At 58.8% G+C, this 24,675-nt stretch carries 21 protein-coding genes; 9 read left to right on the top strand and 12 right to left on the bottom strand.

Going from position 1 to position 24,675, the window contains the following annotated elements; genetic code table 11:
• Position 1: 1 nt before the first annotated feature.
• Genes GOV38_RS11365 through GOV38_RS11355 form a run of 3 tightly spaced genes read right to left on the bottom strand, consistent with a single transcriptional unit; the run spans position 2 to position 3,713 of the window.
• Complete coding sequence (locus GOV38_RS11365) at positions 2-1,606, bottom strand: carboxyl transferase domain-containing protein (RefSeq protein WP_171209759.1); 1,605 nt, start codon at positions 1,604-1,606, stop codon at positions 2-4.
• On the bottom strand, positions 1,603-2,184 hold the full coding sequence (locus GOV38_RS11360) for a hypothetical protein (RefSeq protein WP_171209760.1): 582 nt from the start codon (positions 2,182-2,184) through the stop codon (positions 1,603-1,605). The genes GOV38_RS11365 and GOV38_RS11360 overlap by 4 nt, the downstream gene beginning before the upstream one ends.
• Entirely contained in the window at positions 2,181-3,713 is a 1,533-nt protein-coding gene (locus GOV38_RS11355) for an AMP-binding protein (RefSeq protein ID WP_171209761.1), read from the bottom strand. The genes GOV38_RS11360 and GOV38_RS11355 overlap by 4 nt, the downstream gene beginning before the upstream one ends.
• A gap of 124 nt (positions 3,714-3,837) precedes the next feature.
• On the opposite strand from GOV38_RS11355, the gene GOV38_RS11350 reads away from it, so the two are divergent.
• Positions 3,838-4,443, top strand: a complete 606-nt coding sequence (locus GOV38_RS11350) for an OmpW family protein (RefSeq protein ID WP_171128128.1) — start codon at positions 3,838-3,840, stop codon at positions 4,441-4,443.
• A gap of 44 nt (positions 4,444-4,487) precedes the next feature.
• Here GOV38_RS11350 and GOV38_RS11345 read toward each other — a convergent pair whose 3' ends face one another.
• The 3 genes from GOV38_RS11345 to GOV38_RS11335 form a co-directional block, all read right to left on the bottom strand.
• On the bottom strand, positions 4,488-5,651 hold the full coding sequence (locus GOV38_RS11345; protein WP_171209762.1) for an isovaleryl-CoA dehydrogenase: 1,164 nt from the start codon (positions 5,649-5,651) through the stop codon (positions 4,488-4,490).
• A 156-nt stretch (positions 5,652-5,807) separates the two neighbouring features.
• The gene (locus GOV38_RS11340; RefSeq protein WP_171209763.1) at positions 5,808-6,998 is read right to left on the bottom strand and encodes a DegT/DnrJ/EryC1/StrS aminotransferase family protein; all 1,191 of its coding nucleotides are present in this window, start codon (positions 6,996-6,998) and stop codon (positions 5,808-5,810) included.
• A 40-nt stretch (positions 6,999-7,038) separates the two neighbouring features.
• Positions 7,039-7,710 carry an HAD-IA family hydrolase gene (locus GOV38_RS11335; RefSeq protein ID WP_171209764.1) on the bottom strand — a complete coding sequence of 224 codons (672 nt, stop codon included), beginning with the start codon at positions 7,708-7,710 and terminating at the stop codon, positions 7,039-7,041.
• A gap of 132 nt (positions 7,711-7,842) precedes the next feature.
• Between GOV38_RS11335 and glmU the strand changes: the two genes are divergently transcribed.
• Genes glmU through GOV38_RS11315 form a run of 4 tightly spaced genes read left to right on the top strand, consistent with a single transcriptional unit; the run spans position 7,843 to position 12,271 of the window.
• Complete coding sequence (gene glmU, locus GOV38_RS11330) at positions 7,843-9,198, top strand: bifunctional UDP-N-acetylglucosamine diphosphorylase/glucosamine-1-phosphate N-acetyltransferase GlmU (RefSeq protein ID WP_171209765.1); 1,356 nt, start codon at positions 7,843-7,845, stop codon at positions 9,196-9,198.
• A gap of 3 nt (positions 9,199-9,201) precedes the next feature.
• Positions 9,202-11,025 carry a glutamine--fructose-6-phosphate transaminase (isomerizing) gene (gene glmS, locus GOV38_RS11325; RefSeq protein WP_171096923.1) on the top strand — a complete coding sequence of 608 codons (1,824 nt, stop codon included), beginning with the start codon at positions 9,202-9,204 and terminating at the stop codon, positions 11,023-11,025.
• On the top strand, positions 11,022-11,591 hold the full coding sequence (locus GOV38_RS11320) for a GNAT family N-acetyltransferase (protein WP_171209766.1): 570 nt from the start codon (positions 11,022-11,024) through the stop codon (positions 11,589-11,591). Before glmS ends, GOV38_RS11320 begins: the two co-directional genes overlap by 4 nt.
• Entirely contained in the window at positions 11,588-12,271 is a 684-nt protein-coding gene (locus GOV38_RS11315) for a DNA alkylation repair protein (protein ID WP_171209767.1), read from the top strand. Before GOV38_RS11320 ends, GOV38_RS11315 begins: the two co-directional genes overlap by 4 nt.
• Here the strand turns inward: GOV38_RS11315 and GOV38_RS11310 are convergent.
• On the bottom strand, positions 12,265-12,690 hold the full coding sequence (locus tag GOV38_RS11310; RefSeq protein WP_171209768.1) for a hypothetical protein: 426 nt from the start codon (positions 12,688-12,690) through the stop codon (positions 12,265-12,267). The genes GOV38_RS11315 and GOV38_RS11310 overlap by 7 nt on opposite strands.
• A gap of 233 nt (positions 12,691-12,923) precedes the next feature.
• On the opposite strand from GOV38_RS11310, the gene GOV38_RS11305 reads away from it, so the two are divergent.
• From GOV38_RS11305 to GOV38_RS11295, 3 genes are all read left to right on the top strand, one after another.
• Complete coding sequence (locus GOV38_RS11305) at positions 12,924-13,652, top strand: bifunctional 2-polyprenyl-6-hydroxyphenol methylase/3-demethylubiquinol 3-O-methyltransferase UbiG (protein ID WP_171209769.1); 729 nt, start codon at positions 12,924-12,926, stop codon at positions 13,650-13,652.
• Between the two features lie 101 nt (positions 13,653-13,753).
• The gene (moaA, locus tag GOV38_RS11300) at positions 13,754-14,761 is read left to right on the top strand and encodes a GTP 3',8-cyclase MoaA (protein ID WP_171209770.1); all 1,008 of its coding nucleotides are present in this window, start codon (positions 13,754-13,756) and stop codon (positions 14,759-14,761) included.
• Between the two features lies 1 nt (position 14,762).
• Positions 14,763-16,076 carry a 3-deoxy-D-manno-octulosonic acid transferase gene (locus GOV38_RS11295; protein WP_171209771.1) on the top strand — a complete coding sequence of 438 codons (1,314 nt, stop codon included), beginning with the start codon at positions 14,763-14,765 and terminating at the stop codon, positions 16,074-16,076.
• A gap of 42 nt (positions 16,077-16,118) precedes the next feature.
• Here GOV38_RS11295 and GOV38_RS11290 read toward each other — a convergent pair whose 3' ends face one another.
• From GOV38_RS11290 to GOV38_RS11270, 5 genes are read right to left on the bottom strand one after another with little or no spacing between them, the layout of a single operon-like run.
• The gene (locus tag GOV38_RS11290; protein WP_171128107.1) at positions 16,119-17,282 is read right to left on the bottom strand and encodes a M20 aminoacylase family protein; all 1,164 of its coding nucleotides are present in this window, start codon (positions 17,280-17,282) and stop codon (positions 16,119-16,121) included.
• A gap of 17 nt (positions 17,283-17,299) precedes the next feature.
• Positions 17,300-18,463, bottom strand: a complete 1,164-nt coding sequence (locus GOV38_RS11285; protein ID WP_171209772.1) for a M20 aminoacylase family protein — start codon at positions 18,461-18,463, stop codon at positions 17,300-17,302.
• An 18-nt stretch (positions 18,464-18,481) separates the two neighbouring features.
• Positions 18,482-19,648, bottom strand: coding sequence for a M20 aminoacylase family protein (locus GOV38_RS11280; protein ID WP_171209773.1), 1,167 nt, complete (start codon positions 19,646-19,648; stop codon positions 18,482-18,484).
• A 12-nt stretch (positions 19,649-19,660) separates the two neighbouring features.
• Entirely contained in the window at positions 19,661-20,836 is a 1,176-nt protein-coding gene (gene argE / locus GOV38_RS11275) for an acetylornithine deacetylase (protein WP_171209774.1), read from the bottom strand.
• Between the two features lie 5 nt (positions 20,837-20,841).
• A complete protein-coding gene (locus GOV38_RS11270; protein WP_171209775.1) occupies positions 20,842-22,662 on the bottom strand; it encodes an ABC transporter ATP-binding protein in 1,821 nt (606 codons plus the stop codon).
• A 284-nt stretch (positions 22,663-22,946) separates the two neighbouring features.
• Between GOV38_RS11270 and GOV38_RS11265 the strand changes: the two genes are divergently transcribed.
• The gene (locus GOV38_RS11265; RefSeq protein ID WP_171096901.1) at positions 22,947-24,653 is read left to right on the top strand and encodes a peptide ABC transporter substrate-binding protein; all 1,707 of its coding nucleotides are present in this window, start codon (positions 22,947-22,949) and stop codon (positions 24,651-24,653) included.
• Positions 24,654-24,675: the final 22 nt, after the last annotated feature.

The raw sequence follows: 24,675 nt of genomic DNA, 5'->3' as shown, positions 1-24,675 counted from the left end.
ATCACATCCTAAACACGCCGAAACGTGTCTCCTCAATCGGGGCGTTCAGCGCGGCGCTCAGTGACAGGGCCAGCACGTCGCGGGATTTGCGGGGGTCGATGATGCCGTCATCCCACAGCCGCGCCGAGGCGTAGAGCGGGTGGGATTGTTCCTCGAACATCTCAAGGGTGGGTTGCTTGAACGCGGCTTCTTCTTCAGCCGACCAGGAGCCGCCCTGCCGCTCGATCCCGTCGCGCTTGACGGTGGCCAGCACGCCTGCGGCCTGTTCACCGCCCATGACCGAGATCCGCGAATTCGGCCAGGTCCACAGAAAGCGCGGCTGATAGGCCCGCCCGGCCATGCCATAATTCCCGGCCCCGAACGAACCGCCCACCAGCATGGTAATCTTTGGCACCGAGGTCGTCGCCACCGCGGTCACCATCTTGGCCCCATGCCGCGCGATGCCTTCGTTTTCATATTTGCGCCCGACCATGAACCCGGTGATATTTTGCAAAAACACCAGAGGAATACGGCGCTGTGAGCACAGTTCGACAAAATGCGCGCCCTTCTGTGCGGCCTCGGAAAAGAGCACGCCATTATTGGCGATGATCCCCACCGGGCAGCCTTTGACATGGGCGAAACCGGTCACCAGCGTCTCACCGAACCGGGGCTTGAACTCATCGAACCGAGAGCCATCGACCAGCCGCGCGATCACCTCGCGGATGTCATAGGGCATGCGCAAATCGGCAGGGACAACACCCAGTATTTCGTCCGGGTCATAGGCCGGGTCCTCGGGGCTGGCCCAATCTACGGCCCGCGGTTTGCGCAGGTTCAGCGACCCGACCGCGCGCCGGGCCAAAGCCAGCGCGTGGGCGTCATCCTCGGCCAGATAGTCCGCCACGCCGGACAGGCGGGTATGGACATCGCCGCCGCCAAGGTCTTCGGCGCTGACCACCTCGCCCGTCGCGGCTTTGACCAGAGGCGGCCCGGCCAGAAAGATCGTGCCCTGGTCTTTGACAATAATGGTGACGTCCGACATCGCAGGTACATAGGCGCCACCCGCCGTGCATGAGCCCATCACGACGGCGATCTGAGGGATGCCCTTCGCACTCATCCGCGCCTGATTATAGAAGATGCGGCCAAAATGGTCGCGGTCGGGGAACACTTCATCCTGATTGGGCAGGTTCGCCCCGCCGCTGTCGACCAAATAGATGCAGGGCAGACGGTTTTCCTCGGCGATCTCCTGCGCGCGGAGGTGTTTCTTGACCGTCATCGGATAATAGGTGCCGCCCTTCACGGTTGCGTCGTTGCAGACGACCATGGCCTCATGTCCCTGAACGCGGCCAATCCCCGCGATCACGCCGGCACAAGGGGCCGCGCCCTCATACATCCCATGCGCCGCCGTCGCCCCGATTTCGAGGAACGGAGACCCGGGGTCCAACAGGTTCGCCACCCTGCGCCGCGGCAGCATCTTGCCGCGTGATTCGTGCCGCGCGCGAGATTTCTCACCGCCCCCCATACGAGCGGCCTCGGCAGCGGCAGAGATTTGAGCCAATGCTTCGAGATGGGCGGTACGGTTTGCTTTGAAGCCCTCGGAGGCGGGCATGGCTTTGGATGTGAGTTTCATGCGCGCAGCATCCTTTTCAGTTTCGCGGGCAATTGTCGGCGTGCTCGGGTGGTTTTGAAGACTGTCGGCAGCTTTCTGTCGAACCAATAACGCCAAGTGTGGTTTGCTGGGGCCTTTCCGCCCAGCAGTTCAAGCATCGCGGCGACATGTTCTCGGTTATAAAACCACAGTAACCGACCGGAATAGTTTAGTTGAAAATATGCGTCCTGAGGCCATCGAATCTTGGTTTTTCTGGAAGTATGGCGGTTGTCGCAAATTGACGTTCCAAGCAAAGAATTGAGGGGATGCCGATACATGCCTATCGGATAAAGAGCATTCGTCGAATGAATGTCCGAACCACCGAGGCCGATATAGGCCAAGGTATGTTCACGATGCCAGTTCGAATAGTTTCGCTTGGGCTGGTCAGCTTTTACGACCATGACGTCCTTCCCGAGCGTTTCGCCAAAAGAGTCCTTTGCCCTGACCTCTAACTCTGCAGGCACAAATCGCGCAGGCGTTTGACAGTTCGGACACTCAATTGTCACGGTCTTCGGGAAAGACGCAGTATCGCGGTTGAAGTCAAAGGAGGATGTCATCATTCCGCCTCCCCCGCCGCCCGCACCTTCAACTCCTTGCGGATCACTTTCCCCGTCACCGTCATCGGCAGCGCATCCAAAAACGCCACCTCACGCGGATACGAGTAATGCGCCAGACGGTCCTTGACCCAGTCCTGCAACTCACGCTCCGCCGCCTCAGCCCCCGGTTTCAACACCACATAGGCCTTCACGATCTCGGTGCGCAAAGGATCAGGCTTGCCAACCACGCCGACCGTCGCCACCGCCGGGTGGGTCAGCAGGCAATCCTCGATCTCAGCTGGGCCGATACGGTAGCCGGACGAGGTGATCACGTCGTCATCCCGGCCCACAAAGCGCAGATAGTCGTCCTCCCAGATGCCGCGGTCCCCGGTGATCAGCCAATCGCCCCGGAACTTCTCAGCCGTCGCTTCGGGCCGGTTCCAATATTCCAGCAACATCGAGGCCGAGCCGCGTCTTACCGCTACGTCACCCTCTTGATCCGTCGGGTTGCCCGCCTCGTCGATCACAGCAACCTCATGCCCGGGCACCGGTTTGCCGATGCAGCCCGGGCGCACCGGGAAATCCTGCGCGCAGGACGAAACCACCATATTGCATTCGGTCTGCCCATAGAATTCGTTGATCACCAGGCCAAAGGCACGCTGCCCCCAGGCCAGCATCTCGGCCCCCAAAGGCTCACCGCCTGAAGCGACCGAACGCAGGCCGGGGATGCTCTGATCCGCCGCTTTGAGCATTCGCAACGCAGTCGGTGGAAAGAACACGTTGCGCACTCCGCCACGTGCGATCACATCGGCACAGGCTTCGGGCGTGAATTTCTCAAGCCGGGCCGCGACTACTGGAATACCCAGCGCCAGCCCCGGCATCAGCACGTCAAACAACCCACCGATCCAAGCCCAGTCGGCGGGGGTCCATAGGCAATCCCCGTGGCGCAGGTGATTGTGGCTGATCGAGACGCCGGGCAGATGGCCGGTCAGCACCCGGTGCCCGTGCAGCGCGCCCTTGGGGCTGCCGGTGGTGCCTGAGGTATAGATCAGCACGGCGGGGTCTTCGGGTCCGGTCTCGGCAAAGGGCAGTGGGTCATCCGAGGGCGTGATCTGATCAACCAGAAGCGGCCGGGCGAGATCGCCCAGCAGTTCAGCGCCCTCTGCGTCCGTCACCACGATACGCGCCCCGGCATCGCCCACGCGAGAGGCCAGCGCGTCACGTTTGAACAGCTTGAACAGCGGCACAGAGATCGCACCCAGCTTCCAGATCGCCAGATGCGCCGCGGCGCACCACGGTGACTGGCTCAGCAGCACGCCGACGCGATCCCCCGGCTGCACTTGCGTGCGCAGAGCATGGGCAATTCCGTCTGCCATCTGCCCCAACTGATCGTAAGTGACCTCAGTGCGCCCCTTGCTCAAATCGACAATTGCGACGCGATCAGCAGGCTGTGACAAGCATTGCCGCGCCATGTTCAGCCGATCAGGAATCGCCCAGCTGCCATCAGCGTGCAAACCCGGTATGCACTCAGAGGAAAGCACTGATTTTTCCATTTATTTTCTGTCTGTTAGAGACATCAATCCGCTGACATCCAAATGCAGAAATTTGATGCAGATCAGGGCCCTGCACCCGGTCTTGGTGCAAAATCGTGCCATCACACTGTTCAAAGGCAAAATCATGACCAAGACACTTGCTGCATTGACCCTGAGCACCGCACTCATCGCCCTCGCAGCCCCCGTTTCGGCGCAATCCCAGGGCGATTGGACTTTCGGGATCGGGGCCGGGTATCTCGACCCGAAATCCGACAATGGAACTTTGGCCGGGCTCGACGCCGAAGTCGACTCGGACACCAGCGTCATCTTTACCGCTGAATACTTCTTTCGCGACAACCTCGGCATCGAGCTGCTGGCTGCAACACCGTTCAGCCATGACGTCACACTGGGTGGCAGCATCGATGCTGGCAGCACCAAACACCTGCCGCCCACCCTGTCGCTGAACTATCACTTCCCGACCAATTCGGTATGGAAACCCTATGTCGGCGCTGGCATCAACTACACCATTTTCTTTGACGAAAGCTCGGCCTTGGGTGATCTGGAGCTGGACGATTCCGTTGGTATCGCCGTACAGGCTGGCCTTGACTACATGGTCAGTGAAAACGGAGCAGTGCGTCTGAACCTGCGCTGGTTCGATATCGACACGGACGTTTCCCTGAACGGTACCGACATCGGAACCGCTGATATCGACCCTTGGCTGGTCGGCATATCCTACGTCCATCGCTTCTGATCCTTTCCTGAAGAGCCTCGCCACCATGTGGCGGGGCTGCTTAATCAGAGCATTTCGTTCATCATTTCCCGCCCGATCAGCATCCGGCGAATTTCGCTGGTGCCCGCGCCGATCTCCATCAGCTTGGCGTCGCGGAAAATGCGGCTGACCGGCGCGTCAGACAGGAACCCGGCCCCGCCCATCGCCTGCACCGCCTGATGCGCCTGGGTCATCGCAGCCTCGGACGCATAGAGGCAGCATGCCGCCGCATCCTGTCGCGTGACGTCGCCCCTGTCGCAGGCCTTGGCGACCTCATAGACATAGGCACGCGCCGAGTTCATCGCCGTGTACATATCGGCAATCTTGCCCTGCATCAGTTGGAAGCTGCCAATCGGCTTACCGAACTGCTTGCGCTCGGCCAGATAAGGCATGATCTCATCCAGGCAGGCAGCCATGATGCCCGTACCGATCCCGGCCAGTACCACGCGTTCGTAATCCAAGCCCGACATCAGGACGGCGACGCCTTTGCCCTCTTCGCCCAGAACGTTTTCGAACGGCACTTCGACATCTTCAAAGATCAGCTCTGCCGTATTCGACCCCCGCATCCCCAACTTGTCGAAATGGGGTGAGGTCGAGAACCCTTTCATCTCTTTTTCGATCAGAAAGGCCGTTATGCCTTTTGAGCCCGCATCCGGGTCGGTCTTGGCATAGACCACCAAAGTATCCGCGTCCGGGCCGTTGGTGATCCAGTATTTATTGCCGTTCAGGCGGTAGTGGTCGTTGCGCTTTTCAGCCCGCAATTTCATCGACACCACATCCGATCCCGCCGAAGGCTCTGACATTGCAAGAGCGCCCACATGGTCGCCGGAAATCAGCCGTGGCAAGTATTTCTGTTTTTGCGCCTCTGAGCCGTTGAGTTTGATCTGGTTCACACAGAGGTTCGAATGTGCCCCGTAAGAAAGCGATACCGAGGCCGAGGCCCGCGCCACTTCCTCGACCGCAATGGTATGCGCCAGATAGGACATCCCTGCCCCACCATACTCCTCGGGCACGGTAACCCCCAACAGGCCAAGCTCTCCCATCTCTTTCCAAAGCGCGTTGGGAAAAGCATTGCTGGCGTCAATCTCGGCCGCCATCGGCTTGACCCGCTCCTGAGCCCAACGGTGCACCATTTCGCGCAGCGCATTCACATCCTCGCCCAGATCGAATTGCATTGTGGCCATAAACATGCGGGGCTCCCTTCCCTGCGTTAATGAACAAGTGTTCAATAATCAGATATCAACGAAAGCTGAGTCGGTCAACAACAGCGTAACCCAATAGATTAAGCCGCCCTGAAACGGGCGGCTTTTGCTTATCTGTGTGCGTCATAGACGCACGCAATTGGATCAGGATTGAAAGACCGCGCTGACCTCGGCCCGGATGATCCGCGCGATCAACCGGCAATCTTCCAAAGTGAAGGTCAGCGGCACCCGCATATCTATGATCCCCGCCAAAATCCTGTCGCTCGTCGGCATCGCCTCGCTTTTGGCATAGCGCCAGCTGTCATAGCGGGATGTGAACCCGGTGGGCTCGGCTCCACCGAACCACTTCAGTTCCACCCCGCGTGCAGCGCAGCGGCGCAGAACCTCGGCGATACGATCCGCGGTCCAATCGAGCAGCAGAAATTGAAGCGAGGAGCCGACATAGGTTTCTTCCGCTGGCCGTTCGACCAGCGTCAGCCCCGGGGTGTCGCGCAACCCGGCTTCAATCGCAACGTAACGTTCGTTCCAGCGTTCGACCTGTCTGTCCAGTTCACGCAGTTGCGGGCGCAGAATGGCCGCGCGCAAATTGTCCATGCGACCGGAAATATTGGGCGTGGTGTATTTGATCCGTTCAAACACTTCGGGACCGGGGGCCGCAAGGTGACGCTCGAACAGCATGTAGGAGCCCGACAGCATGGTGGCCCGGGCCGCGATCTCTTCATCATCGGTGATCAGCAACCCGCCCTCACCGGAATTGACATGTTTGTAAGTCTGGCAGGAATAGCAGCCCACCGCCCCCTGCCGCCCGGATTTTTGCCCGCGCCAGGCGGCGCCCATTGTGTGGGCGCAATCCTCGATCACGGTGACACCGGCGGCGTCACAGAGCGCCATCAGGCGGTCCATATCACACAGATGTCCCCGCATATGGCTGAGCATCAGAACCTTCGCCCGATCCAGCTTGGCCTCCAGATCGTCCAGATCGATGGTTAGGCTTTCGGTCACGCCAACAAACACAGGCCGCGCTCCAACCGAGGCGATGGACCCGGGCACCGGGGCCAGTGTGAAGGCGTTGGTCAGCACCGTATCGCCGGGTTGCACGCCAACGGCCCGCAGCGCCGTGGCCAGAGCATAACCGCCGGACGAGACCGCGAGGCAGTACTTCGCCCCCATCTGCGCGGCAAATTCCTGCTCCAGCAAGGCGGTTTCACCCAGCTCGTCCGGGGCGACGTTATACCGATGCAAGCGCCCGTGGCGCAGCACGGCCAGAGCGGCCTCAATCGCCTCTTCGGGGATGGGTTCCTGTTGGGTGAAATTACCGGTGAATATCTCTGTCATGGCTTCTGTTTTGAGGTTATGGCTCACTTGGGTCAAGGGATCATGCCGCCGCGCCGATAAGGCTCTGTACAATTTCCGGCAGGTCGTCGAAATGATGCAGCAGTGCTTCGGGCTCCAATGCGGCCATATCATCACCAGACGGCCCAAAGGTCACCAGCACCGAGGGTACACCCGCCGCGCGCGCCGTGTTTCGATCCGTGTCGCTGTCGCCGATCAGCACGCAATGGTCTGGATGGCCACCCGCACGCCGTGCGGCCTCACGCAACGGTTCGGGGTCAGGCTTGCGCACGGGCAGCGTGTCAGCACCGACCAGCGACGCAAAGCGATCCCGTACACCCAACCGGGTCAGCAACAGATCCGCCAGACCTTCGGGCTTGTTGGTGCAGACGCCAACGCCATAGCCCGCGCCTTTGAGCGTTGCGACCGCGTCCAGCGCACCGGGGTAAAACGCGGTATGGGTGTCGATGGCTTGTTCATACGCGTCAAGCAAAACCGGATAGTACTCGGCTACGGTTGCCTCATCGTAAGCCCCGACCCGTTCCAGCCCATGGGTCAGCATCCGCCGCCCGCCACGCAAGGCGATTCCCGCGTCCTGATCTGAAACCAGCACATCGCCATGCCCCATCAAACGGAAACAATGATTGGCTGCAGCCAGTAAATCGCCCGAAGTGTCGGCCAATGTCCCATCAAGATCGAAGATCACCGTTCGCATTCTGCCTCCGTTCTGGCAGGTTTTCGCCTGCCTGTGTTGCAATCGGCAATCTTCTTTGATGGCCGAACGGCTTGCGCCTTTGCTCGCAGCGGATAAAACGGTCCGGTAAAAAACAAAAGAGAAATCGCGTTTATGAGTATTGCCCTAGTCATTCTGGCGGCCGGAAAAGGCACAAGAATGAATTCAGATCTTCCAAAGGTTCTGCACCCCATCGCCCAGACACCGATGCTGGTTCATGCCATGCGGGCTGGTGGTGCCTTGAACCCAAAGCACACGGTCATTGTAACCGGGCACGGTGCGGAACTGGTTGCCAAGGCAGCGCGTGCGGAAGACGAAACAGCGACGATTGTGGTTCAGGACGAACAGTTGGGCACCGCCCATGCGGTGGCTCAGGCGCGCGACGCGTTGCAGGGCTTTGAGGGTGATGTGATTGTTCTGTTTGGCGACACGCCTTTCATCAATCCTGAAACCCTGCAGCGGATGGTTGAGGCGCGGCAGTCCCATGATCTGGTCATGTTGGGCTTTGATATTGCCGAAATCCAGCCACGCTATGGTCGATTGATCATGGAGGGCGACCGGCTGGTTCAGATCGTGGAATACAAGGACGCTACCGAAGAGCAACGTGCAATCCGCTTTACCAATAGTGGCCTCATGGCCTGCGACGCGAAACTGATGTTTGAGCTGATCAATCAGGTCAGCAACGAAAACGCCTCGGGCGAGTATTACCTGACCGAGCTGCCCGCGCTGGCCAATGCGCGCGGCCTGTCCTGCACCGCGATCAAATGTGATGAGGCCGAAACGCTGGGTGTGGACTCGCGCGTTGATCTGGCGGCAGCAGACGGAGTTTTCCAAACCCGCGCCCGCACCGAACTGATGCAGCTGGGCGTGACCCTGATGGCACCCGAGACGGTCTATCTTTCGGCCGATACGGTGATCGGGCGCGACACGGTGATCGAACCCAATGTGGTCTTTGGCCCCGGCGTCACCGTGGAAAGCGGCGCGACGATCCGGGCCTTTTCGCATCTGGAGGGTTGCCATGTCAGCCGTGGTGCCACAATCGGCCCCTATGCGCGTCTGCGCCCCGGTACTGAGTTGGCCGAGAACACACGGGTCGGCAATTTTGTCGAGATCAAGAATGCCGAGATTGCCGAGGGCGCCAAGATCAACCACCTCAGCTATATCGGTGACGCGACTGTCGGCGCAGGCAGCAATATCGGCGCGGGCACGATCACCTGCAATTACGACGGGGTGATGAAGCACAAGACAAAGATCGGCGAAAACGTCTTTGTCGGCTCAAACACGATGCTGGTTGCCCCCGTCACTGTCGGCGATGGCGCGATGACCGCAACCGGCACCGTGGTGACCCGCGATGTGGAACCCGATGCGCTGGCCGTGGCACGCCCGCGCCAAGAGAACAAACCGGGTTATGCGCGAAAACTATTTGACATGTTAAAGGCGAAGAAAGCTCGCCGCGACAAAGGGTCTTGAATTATGTGTGGTATTGTAGGTGTTCTGGGTCAGCATGAGGCCGCCCCTATTCTGGTCGAAGCGTTAAAGCGTTTGGAATATCGCGGCTATGACAGCGCGGGGATCGCAACAGTTAATGACGGCGCTTTGGGCCGGCGGCGTGCGGTGGGCAAGCTGGTCAATCTCAGCGACCTGCTGGTACATGATCCTCTTCCGGGCAAATCCGGCATAGGCCATACCCGGTGGGCCACGCATGGTGCGCCGTCGGTCACCAACGCGCACCCGCACAAGGCGGGCCCGGTGGCAGTTGTGCATAACGGGATTGTCGAAAACTATCGCGATTTGCGGGCTGAACTGGCCGAAAATGGTATCTCGTTCCAGACCGAGACGGATACCGAGACCGTCGCCTTGATGACCCAGTATTACCTGCAATCCGGCCTGTCCCCGGTCGAGGCCGCGTTCAAGACGATTGACCGGCTAGAGGGTGCTTTTGCACTGGCCTTCCTGTTTGACGGCGAGGATGATCTAATCGTTGCAGCGCGCAAGGGCTCGCCCCTGGCCATCGGTCATGGCGATGGGGAGATGTATGTGGGCTCGGACGCGATTGCCCTGGCGCCGCTGACCGACGAGATCACTTATCTGGAAGAGGGCGACCGCGCGGTTCTGACGCGCACATCGCTTGAAATCCGTACCGAGGCCGGTGAACTGGCCAATCGTGAAAAGCGCAAGATCAAGCTGGATCACACCCGCGCCGATAAGGGCGAGCATAAACACTATATGGCCAAGGAAATCGCCGAGCAGCCCGTCGTCGTGGCGCAGGCCATCGGGTCCTATCTTCCCACCGGGGGCGATCAGGTCGTGCTGCCTGATACGGATCTGGATTTCACCAAGCTTGACCGCCTGACCATGGTCGCTTGCGGTACCGCGTTCTATGCCTGTCTGACCGCCAAATACTGGTTCGAACAGCTGGCGCAGATGCCCGTCGAGGTCGATATCGCCAGCGAGTTCCGCTATCGCGAACCGCCGATCTCGGACCGCACGCTGGCCCTGTTTGTCAGCCAATCGGGTGAAACTGCGGATACCCTCGCCGCTTTGCGGTATTGCGAAGGCAAGGCGGACAAGATCGTGTCTGTGGTCAACGTGGCCGAAAGCTCGATCGCGCGCGAGAGCGATGTTGCGCTGCCGATCCATGCAGGTGTTGAGATTGGCGTTGCCTCGACCAAAGCCTTCACCTGTCAGCTGAGCGTTTTGCTGATGTTGGCGCTGAAAGCCGCAGCAGATCGCGGCACGCTCGGCGCTGACGAAATCGCAGATCACGCGGCAGCGCTGCGTGGCTTGCCCTCAGTCATGAATATCGCGCTGGATCAGGACAACGCGATCCGTAAATCGGCACAACGCCTGTCCGAGGCGCGGGACGTGCTGTTTCTGGGCCGTGGGCTGATGTATCCGCTGGCAATGGAAGGCGCGCTGAAACTAAAAGAAATCAGCTATATACACGCCGAAGGTTATGCATCGGGTGAGCTGAAACACGGGCCAATTGCCCTGATCGACAAGCATATGCCGGTGGTGGTTATGGCCCCGCGCGATGCGGTGTTCGACAAGACCGTATCCAACATGCAAGAGGTGATGGCACGCAAAGGCAAAGTCATTCTGGTCTCGGACGATGATGGCATTGCCGAGGCTGGTGATGGCGTCTGGACAACAATCCGCATGCCCAATATCCACACCAGCCTTGCGCCAATCCTGTACTCGATCCCGGCGCAATTGCTGGCCTATCACACAGCGGTTGCCAAAGGTACGGATGTGGATCAGCCACGCAATCTGGCAAAATCCGTAACCGTTGAATGACCTGGCCCGCCCCCATCACCCTGTCCGGCGATCACGTTCGGCTTGAACCGCTGGACCTGTCCCATGCGGACGCTTTGAAAGCTGCCGCTGCGGATCTGGGGCAGCTCTGGTACACCTCCATTCCCACGCCCGAGGGCATGGAGGCCGAAATCACCCGGCGTATTGGGCTGCATGACATGCAGCCTTTCACGGTGATGACGCCAGACGGCACGCTAGTTGGCATGACGACCTATATGAACACCGATGAGGTCAATCGCCGGGTCGAAATCGGCTCGACCTGGATCAGCAAGGCGGTGCAGCGTACTTTGTTGAACTCGGAGGCCAAGTTTCTGTTGCTGCGCCATGCCTTCGAAGAGCTGGGCTGCAATGCCGTCGAATTCCGCACCCATCGGATGAACACCCAGTCGCGCCGCGCTATTGAACGTTTAGGGGCCCAGCTGGATGGAATCCTGCGCGCCCATATGGTGATGCCCAACGACACGCTGCGCGACACCGCCGTCTATTCGATCATTGCCCCCGAATGGCCCACCGTGCGGGCGCATTTGCTACACAAGCTGGGCCGATGACGCTGGACGACGCCCTAAACGCGCTCAAGGCGCAGAGCGACCCGGACAAGGCTGTGCAGATGGCCGCTTATCACAAGGTCGAACGCCCCTATCTGGGCGTTGCCAACCCGGTTCTGAACGACCTGACCAAGACTTGGCGCCAAACGCTGGACGTGCCGGCGCGGGTTGCTTTGGCGGATGCGCTTTGGGCCAGCAATATTCACGAGGCGCGCGTTGCTGCTGCAAAACTGCTGACACAGGCCCGCATCCGCCCGGATGACGCGGTATGGGATCTGCTGCAAAGCTGGCTGCCTGATTTCGACGCCTGGGCCATCGCCGATCACGCCTGCATGGCGATGCAGAAACGCCTGACGGCACAGCCCGACCGGCTGGATCAGGTTGAAAGCTGGACACGGGCAGACCATATGTGGACCCGCCGCGCAGCCTTGGTCGCCACCCTGCCCTGGACCAAGCAGAACCACCCCAAGCCCGAAGATCTGGACCGCCGCGACCGCATTCTGGGTTGGGCCGCAAGTTATGTGCCCGACCGCGACTGGTTCATCCAGAAATCTATCGCGTGGTGGCTGCGCGAGTTGTCGAAACACGACCCTGATCGCGTGACCGCTTTCCTGGACGCACACGGCGCAGATATGAAACCCTTTGCCCGCCGAGAAGCTGGCAAATACCTGCGTGCTCAGTAAGTGTAAACGTCCAGCTCGACCAGCGCATCAAACGGCAAAACCAAAGCCCGCATCGCATCCAGTGACAACCGGCTGCCGCCTGTTTCGGCCGGGATCAGCGTGACAAAAGCCTGCGCCCCGGTGCTGGGCACCACGACGCGCCCGTTGACCTCAACATCCACCAATGGTGTTTGGAGCCACCGACCTGGCGTTGTAGGATCCCCCAACCCCGCAACCACGGTCCTGGCCCCTGTCCAGCCCGTCTTGACGGTCGCCTGCGTCGGCAGATCCTCCTCGGGCGTGACCGAAACCACCGTCTCTTCTGCGGTAGAAACGACCTCAGGCGCAGGGTTTTCCCGATTGAACAAACGATCCGAGGTCGACCGAATGGCATCACAGCCCATGAGCAGGCAGCAGAAAATCAGCGGTATGTATTTCATATTCGAACCTTAGTCGCCTGCGCGCCGAGCTGCCAGTGGAATGATGCGGTTGCGTCATGGTCTTATGTTGTTTTGACGGCACGACTGGCTGCTTAGGTCAAAACTCCATGGGGTTTTGCGCAACAGATGATCTCGGTTTTCCCTTTGGCGCACATATCACTCTTGGTAGCTTACACAGTTATTTTTATTCCAGAAAACAGAAAGACCTAAAATTACTTTCGGACACCGAACCAATGGATACTGACGGATATTTCGACGAAGAAACCGCAAGATCATATGATCAAGATCATGGGTCGAATGACCCATCTTTGATCCGCGCAACAACGGATTGCCTGATCGAACTTGCGGGCAAAGGAGACATTCTGGAATTTGCAACCGGAACCGGACGGATTGCCTTACCGCTGGCTGATATGGGCGCGAATGTGAAAGGAATCGAGCTTTCACGTGCGATGGTGCAAAGGCTGCGGGAAAAGGAAACGGGGAAACCGCTCGACATCACAATCGGCGACATCACGTCAGCGCGCGTCGAGGGGGCGTTTTCGTTGGTTTTTCTCGTGTTCAACACAATCGACAACCTGACAACGCAAGAAGCCCAGATCGCCTGCTTTGAAAATGCCTCTCGACATTTGTCCAAAGGTGGTCGCTTCCTCATCGAGACTCAGGTGCCACCCCTTCAGAAACTGCCATTTGGTGAAATGAAACTGGCATTTGCGAACACCAATCGTCATTTTGGCATCGACGAGTTCGACATCGCAACACAGAACTATACTTCCCACCATGTCTGGATGACCGACCTGGTTCACAAACACAAATCCATCCCGTTCCGCTACGCTTGGCCATCTGAACTTGACCTGATGGCAAGGATCGCGGGTTTGAGGCTCGAGTTTCGGTGGTCCGACTGGAATCGTTCGCCCTACGACCGGCTGAGCACGAAACACATATCCGTTTGGAAGAAAATCTGACGGAATTGCAGATCAGATGACGCACGGACCGTCTATCCCGGCCCCTGCACATTCACCACATCCCCCTTGCCGCTCCCCCTTTGCCGCTTTACCTATGGGGCATGACTGCTCCGCTTATCGACCCGTTTGCCCGCGCGATCACTTATCTCCGTGTGTCTGTCACGGACCGATGCGATTTTCGTTGCGTTTATTGCATGTCCGAGAACATGACGTTCCTGCCCAAAAAGGACCTGCTGACGCTGGAAGAGCTGGACCGCATGTGCTCGACCTTTGTGAAGATGGGCGTCGAAAAGCTGCGCATCACCGGGGGGGAACCTTTGGTGCGCCGCAATATCATGGCGTTTTTCAATGGGATGACCCGGCATCTGGACAGCGGCGCGTTGAAAGAGCTAACGCTGACCACTAACGGCTCGCAACTGCATCGCTTTGCCGATCAGCTCTACGCCGCTGGTGTGCGTCGCGTGAACATCTCACTCGATACGCTGGACGACGACAAATTTGCCCGCGTCACCCGCTGGGGCCGCCTGAAACAGGTGCTGAACGGGATTGATGCGGCGCAAAAGGCGGGGCTGCGCGTCAAGATCAATGCAGTGGCGCTGAAAGGGTTTAACGAGCCCGAACTGCCGCAGATCACCGAATGGTGCGCCGAGCGCGACATGGACCTGACCTGGATCGAGGTCATGCCCATGGGCGATATCGGCAACGAAGACCGGCTGGACCAATATTGGTCGCTCAAGGACGTGCGCAAGGAATACGAAAACCACTATACGGTGACGGATCTGGCCGAACGGACCGGAGGCCCGGCGCGTTATGTCCGGCTTGAGGAAACAGGCCAGAAGATAGGCTTCATCACGCCGCTCTCGCATAATTTCTGCGAAAGCTGCAATCGCGTACGCCTGACCTGCACCGGTGAGCTTTACATGTGCCTCGGCCAGGAAGACATGGCCGATCTGCGTGCGCCGTTGCGCGATCATCCCGATAGCGAAGATGCGTTGGAAGAGGCAATTCGCGCCGCCATCAATCTCAAGCCCAAGGGTCATGATTTCGACTATTCCCGGCAGGCGGTCGACGGCCAGATGAGCCGCCACATGAGCCATACCGGCGGCTGATATGCCCGGCACACCGACGTTTCTCTACCGGCTGTATTGCGGCCTCACCATGGTTGCAGCACCGCTGGTCTGGCACGTGGTGCGCAAAAAGCTGACCGCTGCGGATGTGCCAACGCAGCGTCAGCATGAACGGCTGGGCCATGCCAGCCTGCCGCGCCCCAAAGGCCGGGTAATCTGGTTTCACGCCGCCAGTGTGGGCGAAAGCCTCTCGGTGCTCAGCCTGATCAATCGCTTGGGTCAGCACCTGCCGGATGCCGAGTTTCTGATCACCTCGGGCACGCCCACTTCAGCCGCGCTGATCGCCAAACGCCTGCCCCTGCGCAGCCGTCACCAATACCCTCCGATCGACAGCGCCGGACCGGTGAGCCGGTTCCTGACCCATTGGCGCCCGGATGCGGCGATCTTTGTTGAAAGTGAGCTTTGGCCCCGGTTGATCGTCGAAAGCGGGAAACGAGGTGTTCCCCTGGCACTGCTGAACGCGCGGCTATCACAAAAATCTGTCGCAGGCTGGAAAAAGCGACCTGCCACGGCCCGTTTCATACTGTCCCAGTTCCGCCTGTTCCTCACCCAGAACGACAGTACGGCTCAAAACCTGATCGACATGGGCGCAAACCCTAAAAACGTACACCCCGGCACAAATCTCAAGGCCATGTCCGACCCTCTTCCTGTGGACCAAGCCGCCAAGGCGGAGATCCGTGACCAGATCAAATCCCGCAGGCTTTGGATCGCAAGCTCCACCCATGCGGGCGAAGAAGAAACCGTGTTGGCCGCGCATGCTCAATTGCTCAAGCAATATCCGGACCTGCTGCTTCTGCTGATCCCCCGTCACCCCGAACGTCGCGACGAAGTTCAAGCCTTGATCTCACAGGCCGGCCTGACCAGCGCCCTGCGCAGCAAGGGCCAGCCCATCACGGATCAAACACAGGTTTATGTGGCGGACACTCTGGGCGAATTGGGCGCCTGGTACGCGCTGTCGCCGATCGTGTTCCTGGGCGGCTCACTGAAAGAAATCGGCGGCCACAATCCGTTTGAACCAGCCCAATCCGGGGCCGCTGTCATCACCGGCCCGGGCACGTTCAATTTCGCGGAAACCTTTGCGCCACTGATCGAAACCGGCGGCGCTGTGGAAGTCACATCAGCCGCTGGACTGGCGGCCGCCGTATCAAACTGGCTGTCGGACCCGGCTGCTCTCCAACAGGCCCAGAATGCCGCGCAATCCTGCGTTAGCATCCAGGCCAACGCCCTCGACAACGTTATCGAAACCCTATGCACCCATCTGGACCTGAACCCACAGGATCCTTCTTCATCTGGCTGAAAATATCCTGGGGGTGCGGGGGCAGAGCCCCCGCCCGTGCCGTCACGCCGCAGGCATGCGCTGCTCAACGATCTCGGCCCACCAGCTGCACCCGGCTGGTATGGCTTCATCGTTGAAGTTGTATTCCGGGTGATGCACGGCTGCTGTGTCGCCGTTGCCGACCAGAATATAGGCGCCCGGACGTTCTTCCAGCATAAAGGCAAAATCCTCGCCCCCCATGACCAACGGGGCATCTTCACATGCGCCAGAGACCGAACGTGCGACATCCGCTGCAAATTCGGTCTGCTCGTCGCTGTTCACCATCACCGGATAGCCGCGGATATAGGTCACATCAGCGGTGCCACCAAAAGTCGCCGCGACGCCAGTACAGATCTCATTGATCCGCTTTTCGGCCAGATCGCGCATCTCTTTGCTCATGGTCCGCACCGTACCCTTGATCTGGACGGTTTGCGGGATCACGTTGAACGCTTTTGACGAGGTCTCGAATGACGTCACAGACACCACGACCTGATCAATCGGGTCCGCATTGCGCGACGCAATCGTCTGCAGTGCCAGCACCGCCTGAGCTGTCATGACAGTTGTGTCTACGGTCTCTTGCGGTTTGGCCGCATGGCCGCCGCGCCCTTCGAACGTGATGTCGAACTGATCGGTCGCGGCAAAAAACGATCCGGGACGGATCGAGAAACTGCCAACAGGTTTGCCTGGCCAGTTGTGCATTCCATAGACTTCCTGGATGTTCCAGCGCTCCATCATGCCGTCTTCGCACATCTCGCGACCGCCGCCGCCGCCCTCTTCGGCGGGCTGGAAAATCACCACAACCGTCCCGTCGAAATTGCGTGTCTCTGACAAGTATTTCGCCGCACCCAGCAACATAGCGGTGTGACCATCATGGCCACAGGCATGCATCGCCCCATCGGTTTTGGACGCATAATCCAGCCCGGTCGCCTCATGGATCGGCAGCGCATCCATGTCGGCGCGCAAGCCGATCACCTTGCCCTTGCTGTCGGACTTGCCCTTGATCACCCCCACAACACCGGTGCGGCCAATGCCGGTGACGACCTCATCACAGCCGAACTCTTTCAGCTTCTCGGCCACAAGGGCACTGGTGCGGTGGGTTTCGAACAGAATTTCAGGGTTTTCATGAATATCCCGTCGCCATGCGGTGATTTCATCCTGCAATTCGGCAAATCGGTTTTTAACTGGCATGTCTTCTCTCTCCTAACTCAAGCCGCCGGCATCCGGCGCTCGACCATTTCGGCAAACCACGAGCATCCGATCGGGATGATCTCGTCGTTGAAATTGTACTCGGGGTGGTGCAACCCGGCGCTGTCGCCATTGCCCAACACGATGAAAGCTCCGGGGCGTTCTTCCAGCATGAACGAGAAATCCTCACCCCCCATCACCATCGGCGCTTCGGCACAGCTGCCGCCGACGGCAATGGCAGCCTCTTCGGCATAGCCCGTCTGTTCCTCGGCGTTAATCGTGACCGGAACACCCCGGTTATAGGTAACTTTGACGGTGCCACCCATCGTTGCAGCGACACCCTCGGCAATCTCGGTCAGCCGTTTTTCGATCATCCCGCGCATCTCATTTGAATGGGTCCGCACCGTGCCGCCCACGCGCGCAGATTGCGGGATTACGTTGAACGCTTTGGAGGATGTCTCGACCGAGGTGACAGAAAGCACGCCTTGTGCGATCGGATCCGCATTGCGCGAAACCACTGTCTGCAACGCGACGATCATTTGCGACAGCATCACTGTGGTATCTACCGTCTCTTGCGGTTTCGCCGCGTGACCACCATGCCCTTCGATCTGAATTTCGAACTCGTCGGCTGCCGCAAGCAACGGCCCCGAGCGAATGGCGAACTGGCCCGAGGGCAAACCGGGCACGTTGTGCATGGCATAGACCTCTTGGATGTCGAACCGGTCCATCAAACCGTCTTTGCACATCGCCTCGGCTCCGTTCCCACCTTCTTCGGCGGGCTGAAAGATCACCACAGCGGTGCCATCGAAATTGCGCGTCTCGGTCAGGTATTTCGCGGCCCCCAGAACCATCGCGGTATGACCATCATGGCCACAAGCGTGCATGGCCCCTTCGGTTTTCGAGGCATAATCCAGACCGGTTTGTTCCTGCATCGGCAGCGCGTCCATATCAGCCCTCAGCCCGATGACCCGCCCTTTGGTGTCGCTTTTGCCCTTGATCACACCCACTACACCGGTGCGCCCGATGCCTGTGACCACTTCATCGCACCCAAAAGCTTTCAGCTTTTCTGCGACCAATGCGCTGGTGCGGTGCGTTTCATAGAGGATTTCGGGATTTTCGTGAATGTCCCGACGCCAATCGGTGATTTCCCTGTGCAATTCGGCAAGCCGGTTTCTGATTGGCATATGGTCCTCCGCTATCTGTTACGCGATCGGTAATCGCCGTTCGACCAGTTCAGCAAACCAGCTGCACCCGGCAGGAATGGCGTTATCGTCGAAATTATATTCCGGGTGATGGCACATGGCCGTGTCCCCGTTTCCGATAAAGATGTAGGCTCCGGGCCGTTCTTCAAGCATGTAGGCAAAATCTTCCGAAGGCATGATCGGATCCGTGCCATCATTGACCTTACCCGCCACCGCTGCCGCTGCTTCGGCGGCATAGGCTGTCTCTGCTTCGGAATTCACCGTGACCGGATAACCCGGTGTCCATGTCATCGTGGCCGATGCCCCAAAGGCTGAGGCTGTGTCTTCCGCGATGCGCCGCACGCGCTCCTCTGCAATCTGGCGATACTCAGAGTCCAGCGTGCGCACCGTACCCCGCAAGCGTACCGTGTGGGCAATGACGTTCGAGGCCACGCTGTCCGTCTCAAAGGTTCCAACGGTCAGAACCACACGCTTGATCGGATCCACAGTGCGCGCAACGACCGATTGCAGAGCCACCACGATATGCGAGGCAACAAGCGTTGTATCAACCGCATCATGTGGCGCAGCGGCATGGCCGCCACGGCCGGTAACAACGATCTCGAACTCGTCCGACGACGCCAATAAGGCCCCCGGTCTGATCGCAAACTCGCCCACCGGCAGGCCCGGCATATTGTGCATGCCATAAACCTCCTGAATGCCCCAGCGGTCCATCATCCCGTCCCGGCACATCGCCAGCCCCCCGGCCCCGCCTTCCTCGGCGGGTTGAAAGATCAACACGACCGAGCCATCGAAATTCCGTGTCTCAGCCAGATATTGCGCGGCTCCCAAGAGCATCGATGTATGACCATCATGCCCGCAAGCGTGCATCTTGCCCGGAACGGTCGAGGCATAATCAAGCCCGGTCGCCTCTTCGATGGGCAACGCATCCATGTCGGCCCGCAATCCGATCACCCGACCTTTGGTATCTGTGCGCCCCTTGATCACGGCAACAACGCCAGTTTTACCGATACCCGGCGTAATCTCATCCACGCCGAACTCTTTGAGCCGCTCGACGACAAAGGCCGCGGTTTCATGCACGTCATACATCAGTTCGGGATGGGCGTGCAGGTGGCGGCGCCATTTGGATATTTCGTCCTGCATTTCCGCCAACCGGTTTTTGACAGGCATTAGAAAACTCCTTTACCGGGCGTCTTGCGACAAACGCTGAACCAGTCGTTCCATGAACTGGTGGCCCTGATCAAATTGTTTTACTTCAATAAATTCGTTTGGCTGGTGAGCCTGAGCAATATCCCCCGGTCCGCAGATCACAGCGGAATAGCCGGCCTCTTGGAACTGACCGGCCTCGGTACCATAGCTTACCACATGTGACGCGTTATCCCCAGTTAACGCACGCACAAGCGTTTCGGCCTCACCATCCGTCTCTGGGGTCAACGCCGGAACCCCGAAAGTTTCGGTAACATCTATGCGTGCCTCAGGGTGCACGGCTTGCATCTTGGCCTCGACCGCGCGGACCTGATCGAGGTAGGCATCGCGCCATCTGCTGATCTGCTCGCCCGGAACAACACGAAAATCCATCATGAACCGGCAATCCTTGGCCGTGATGTTGTGGGCCGTCCCCCCGTTGATCATGCCGACATGACAGGTGGTCCAGGGCGGATCAAAAACCGAGGCCAGATCGCTCGGCAGGGCAGCCATGTTTTCGGCATTGCGCGCATTGGCCCAATCAATCAGGGGTGCGGCGGACATGATGGCATTCACACCCGTATGCATGATCGAGCTGTGAACCTCGAACCCGACGACATGCGTGCTGAAACCAAAGCCCCCCTTGTGGCCGGTCACCGCCTGCATCATCGACGGTTCGCCAACAATGACGGCCGAGCCTTTGGGCAGAACCTTTTGCATCGCCTTGATCATCGGTGGCGCTCCGGTACAGCCAACCTCTTCATCGAAGCTCAGGGCCAATTGTACCGGTCGCTTGATATCCGCGTATTGCGCCTCGACCACCGCCCAGATCGCAAGCGCGTCAAAGCCTTTCATGTCGCAGGTGCCACGACCGAAATACTTGCCGTCTCTTTCGGTGACAACGAATGGGTCGGTATCCCAAGGCTGCCCATCCACCGGCACGACGTCTGTGTGCCCGGACAGGACGACAGCGCCTTCTTCGTCGGGCCCTACATGCGCGAACAGAGCAGCCTTGTGCGGCTGTTCCGGGTCGGGCCAGCGGTGCGATACGATCCCATGGTCTTCCAGATAGCCTTCGACCCAGTCCACCAGCGGCAAGTTGGTGTCTCGACTAACGGTGGGGAATGAGATCAGCTTGGTCATGATCTCAAGCGGCGTCAGACGCTGTGCCATGCAGATTAGTACCCGCTGTCGGTCGTCAGAATGAAATGCCCCGGTTCAACTTCTTTGTACTCTGACGGTTCCGGCTGGTAGTCAATCGGATGAATTGGCGATGGGATCGGCTTGAAATTCAAATCTTTTTCCGACTTGCGCTTGTTCGGATCTGCAATCGGAACCGCCTTCATCAGCGCCTGCGTGTAGGGGTGTTGCGGGTTTTCAAAGACCCGCGCGCGCGGGCCCAGCTCGACAATCCGGCCCAGATACATCACGCCTACATAGTGGCTGACCCGTTCCACGACGGCCATGTCATGGCTGATGAACAGATATGACAATCCAAGTTCGGATTGCAGTTCCATCATCAGGTTCAACACCTGCGCCTGCACGGATACATCCAAAGCCGAGACCGCCTCATCCGCAATGATAAGCTTGGGGTTCAGGGCCAGCGCACGTGCGATCGCGATCCGTTGCCGCTGTCCGCCCGACATCTCGTGCGGGAAACGGCGCATGAAGCTGCGCGGCAGTTGCACCTTGTCAAACAGCTGCGCCACGCGGTCTTGCAATTCCGATCCAGAAGCAACGCCGTAATTGCGCATCGGTTCGGCCACTTGATCCACCAGTTGCATCTGCGGATTGAGCGAGGCGAAAGGGTCCTGAAAAATCATCTGCATGTCCAGCCGCGCTTTGCGCAGACCGCTCTGATCCAGCTTCATGATGTCAACGCCGTCCAGATTGATCTCACCCCGCAAGGGCTCGACCAGTCGCAGGATCGACCGCCCGGCCGAAGATTTTCCGCAGCCCGATTCGCCCACAAGGCTGAGGGTCTGCCCCTTGTTCAACGTGAAAGACACATCTTCGACCGCATGCACATTTGAGATTGTCCGGCGCAGCAACCCGCCCTTGACCGGAAAGCGTGTGGTCAGATTCTTGACCGACAGCAACACCTCTTCGGTGCCCGGAATAGGAGCGATATTCTGGCCTTCAACACCCAGCAGCTTCATCGGTTCGGGCGCGGATTTGCCCTGCATCTCGCCAAGCTTCGGCACGGCGGCCAGCAGCGCTTTGGTATAATCGTGCTGCGGGTTCTCAAAGATTTCGGTGACCGTACCTTCTTCGACCTTGTTGCCCCGGAACATGACAACCACGCGGTCGGCCATCTGGGCAACCACGGCCATATCATGGGTGATGAACATCACCGCCGTGCCGGTTTCGCGCTTGAGGCGGTCCATCAGCGCCAGAATTTCCGCCTGAATTGTCACGTCCAAAGCGGTGGTCGGTTCATCGGCAATCAGCAGACGCGGCTCGCACGCCATGGCCATGGCGATGACCACGCGCTGCCGCATCCCGCCTGACAACTCGTGCGGATACTGTTTCAAACGCCGTTCAGGTTCGGGGATTCGCACCTGACGCAACAGCTCCAGCGCGCGCGCTTCGGCTTGCGATTTGGACATGTCTTTGTGGATGCGCAGACCTTCGGTCAGCTGTCGGCCCACCGTGAACACAGGATTCAGGGCCGTCATCGGCTCTTGAAAGATCATTCCGATCTCATTGCCGCGAATCTGTTTCATCAGATCCTGATCGGCCTTCGACAGATCCATCTCATCGCCGTCGCGGCGATCAAACAGCAATTGACCGCCTGCAATTTCGCCTCCGCCAAACTCGACCAGGCGCATCAAAGACAAAGACGAGACCGATTTACCCGACCCGGATTCGCCAACGATACAAACGGTTTCGCCGGGATTCACTTCGAACGAAACATCCTCGACCCCGACAACTGGACCATCCTTGGTCTGAAACTCCACCCGCAGTTTTTTGATCTGGGCAATAGGCTGATCCAGCACGCGTACGCTCCCCTTGGCGTTGATTTTTCTTCTGAATGCCAAACGCTAAGGCGGTGTCAGTAGAAAAGTCAAACCTATTGCACGATTTCGCAACGGCACCACTTGCTTTTTTCTCAAGTTCTGTTTCGATACCCTTCGTAACCGCCTGGGGAGACGGTCAAAAAAACGGCACTTCGCTTGAATTTTCGTTTCTTGACAAAAGCTTACCCCTAAGCGGCAACGCCAAGTCCGCAGGCATTGCGGAAATAATCGAGGCACGAACGTGCCCTTCTAGGGAGTTAATTATGAAGATCAAAACCCTTTTGCTCGGTGCGATTGCAAGCACGGCAATGGCCCCAATGGCCTTTGCCGAGCGTGGATCGGACGGAAACGTCAGCATCATTTATTGGCAAGCTCCGTCCATTCTGAACCCTTTCCTGTCCGGTGGTACAAAGGACGTTGAATCCGCCTCGTTGGTGATCGAACCTCTGGCCCGCTACGACCAAGACGGCAACATGGTGCCGTTCCTGGCCTCCGAGATCCCGACGGTTGAAAACGGTGGCGTCAGCGAAGATCTCACCTCTATCACCTGGAAGATTGCACCGGGAATCAAATGGTCAGATGGCACACCGTTCACTTCGGCTGATGTTGTCTTCACCGCGAACTACTGCATGGACCCGGAAGGTGGTTGTGCGCAGGTGACCAAATTTGAAGGCGTGACAAATGTCGAAGCGCTGGACGATCTGACCGTTAAGGTCACATTCGACGCCCCGACCCCCTTCCCTTACGGTCCGTTTGTCGGTGGCGAAAGCCCGATCATCCAGGCCGCTCAGTTCGCCGATTGCCTGGGCGCGAAAGCACCTGAGTGCACCGAACAGAACTTTAACCCAATTGGCACCGGCCCGTTTGTTGTCACCGAATTCAAACCGAATGACGTGATCACATTCAAAGCCAATGACAACTATCGCGATCCGGCAAAGCCCGCCTTTGCGACCGTGACATTCAAGGGCGGCGGTGACGCGACAGCTGCTGGCCGTGCCGTGATGGAAACCGGCGAGTTCGACTATGCCTGGAACCTTCAGCTGGCGCCCGAAGTGATCGCGCAGATGCAGGAAGGCGGCAAGGGCACACCGGTTGCAGGCTTTGGCCCGCTGGTCGAGCGTATCATGCTGAACCAGACCAACCCGTCCCCCGACCTGCCGGAAGGTGAGCGTTCGACCGCCAAGCATCCGCATCCGTTCCTGCAGGATCCAGCGGTTTACAAAGCCATGTCTTTGGCCATCGACCGTCCGCTGCTGGTTGAGATCGGATACGGCCAGGCTGGTAAAGTGACCTGTAACTGGGTTCCGGCACCTGCGGCGTTCAACTCAACCTCGATGACCTGCGACACGCAGGACATTGAAGGCGCAAAGAAACTGCTGGATGACGCTGGCATCGTAGACACTGATGGCGACGGCATTCGTGAAAAAGACGGTGTTCCGCTGAAAGTGGTTTATCAGACGTCGACCAACGCTGTCCGTCAGGACTTCCAGGCGCTGATCAAAGAGTGGTGGAGCCAGATCGGCATCGAAACCGAACTGCGCAACATCAACGCATCGGTCTTCTTTGGCGGTGACCCGGGTTCGCCTGACACGTTCCAGAAGTTCTATGCTGACGTTGAAATGTACGCCAACACCTTCAACGGCACCGACCCGCAGTCCTACCTGGGCAACGGCCTGTGCGACAAGGCTCCGCGTCCTGACACGCAGTGGCAGGGTGAAAACATCAGCCGCTTCTGCAACGAAGAGTTTGACAAGCTGCACGGCCAACTGGCCGAAACCGCTGGTCTGGAAGCGCGCGCTGAAATCGCGAAAAAGCTGAATGACATCATGGTTGAAAATGGCGGCATGATCCCGCTGGTACACCGTGGTCGTCTGTCGGCCCACGCAAACACACTGGGTGGTGTTGTCCTGAACGTTTGGGACAGCGAGCTGTGGAACATTGCGGACTGGTACCGCAAAACCGGTTCCTAAGCCTTAACCTTGCAAAGCCGCG

This window comes from Ruegeria sp. HKCCA5839 (genome assembly GCF_013035585.1).
Taxonomy (GTDB): Bacteria; Pseudomonadota; Alphaproteobacteria; order Rhodobacterales; family Rhodobacteraceae; genus Ruegeria.
The sequence above is the reverse complement of the archived record's forward strand: the minus strand, read 5'-3'. Positions and strand labels throughout refer to the sequence as shown.